The sequence below is a fragment of the Parabacteroides leei genome, from assembly GCF_023369805.1.
GTDB lineage: Bacteria > Bacteroidota > Bacteroidia > Bacteroidales > Tannerellaceae > Parabacteroides > Parabacteroides leei.
The window spans coordinates 1-1496 of the sequence record NZ_JAMBQG010000047.1 but is presented as its reverse complement, the minus strand read 5'-3'; the positions used below and the strand labels follow the sequence as shown (position 1 = coordinate 1496).

Annotated in this window: 2 protein-coding genes; both read left to right on the top strand. The window is 38.0% G+C overall.

Annotation, left to right across the window (positions count from 1 at the left end; translation table 11 throughout):
* Positions 1-109: 109 nt before the first annotated feature.
* Complete coding sequence (locus M1P97_RS26155) at positions 110-1180, top strand: RagB/SusD family nutrient uptake outer membrane protein (RefSeq protein ID WP_394803958.1); 1071 nt, start codon at positions 110-112, stop codon at positions 1178-1180.
* A gap of 105 nt (positions 1181-1285) precedes the next feature.
* A partial coding sequence (locus M1P97_RS26150; RefSeq protein ID WP_249390615.1) for a hypothetical protein occupies positions 1286-1496 on the top strand: 211 nt, incomplete at its 3' end.

Below are 1496 nucleotides of genomic sequence, written 5' to 3'. Positions count from 1 at the left end.
GTCCTTTTTGAGTTAATAATCAATAAAAGCGTTAAATCTTCACCTTTTAGAATGTGCAATTAAAAATAACAACCATATTTCTGACTTATTATCTATAAAATATTGAGTAATAATCGGTTGTAAATACTTACTTTGGAGAGATTTCGACAGAGGAAAAAACATTATCCATAATCGCCCGGTGGATGCCGGAACAACTTGTCAGGGAGTAGGCTTGACCAGAGGCATGGTACAAAGTTATCTGATGAACGACGGCTTACCCTATTATGCTTCCACTTTGTACAAAGGTGATAATTCTTCGCAAGATGTCGTTAAAGACAGGGATGACCGTATTCGTTTGTTTTTAAAACAACCCGGAATGGTAAACATTTGGTTGAATGTAGGACAAGGTACACATGGCAATCCTATTGATGCGGAAATACCGGATATCACAAACGGATCTGCACAGTACAGATATAACACAGGCTATCTTTGCCGTAAATATTGGTATTGGGATCATACGTATTGTAACAATTATGAGGGAGATACCGGCGTTTCTATTTTTCGTGCCGCCGAAGCTTATCTGAATTATATCGAGGCATATTACGAATGCTATGGTAATTTAGACAGTAAAGCGGACCTGTATTGGAGAGCATTACGCCGCAGAGCTCATATAGAGGAAGATTATAAAAAAACGATACAAGCGACAAATATCTCTAAGGAGGCAGAACTAGACTGGGCTGCTTATTCAGGCGGACAGGTATTAAACGATGCGACTTTGTTTAATATCCGCAGAGAAAGAAGAAATGAATTTTTGAGTGAAGGTTTCCGAAGCATGGATTTGAAACGTTGGCGCTCAATGGATCAGATGATGACAAAGAAATATCATATTGAAGGGTTTAAATTGTGGAATACAGACCTTCCTGAAAAATATGCCGCCAATGGTTATAAACTGATTTATGATCAGGATCCGAACTCGACTGTTTCATCTCCTGCATTGAGTGATTATTTACGTCCGTATGAGATATTGAAAATGAACAGGGCCTATGAAGGATACGGCTGGCACATGGCTCATTATCTGAGCCCAATAGCCATGCAGCATTTTATGATTACTTCTACTATGGATAAAGAAAAATATTCCGATTCTCCTATTTATCAGAATCCATATTGGCCAGTGAAAGCAAATAATCCGGCTGAAAAGTAACATGAATTGACGATAAAAGTATAAGGCTGTATTCTCTGTATCCTTTAATACAGAATACAGCCTCATATTTTTTAAATACAACTTATTCAACAAACATACATGAGAATGAAAGAATATTTGATAGTTTTATTTTTCTTTTTGAGTCTAACAGGCTGTCAACAGGCAAGCAACATACAAACTTTACAAGGCCAATGGCGCTTTGCCCTAGATCCGAATGACCGGGGATTGACAGAACAGTGGTATACCCGATCATTGAGCGACACCATCCATTTACCCGGTTCATTACAAGAACAAGGTTATGGTAATGATATAGGAA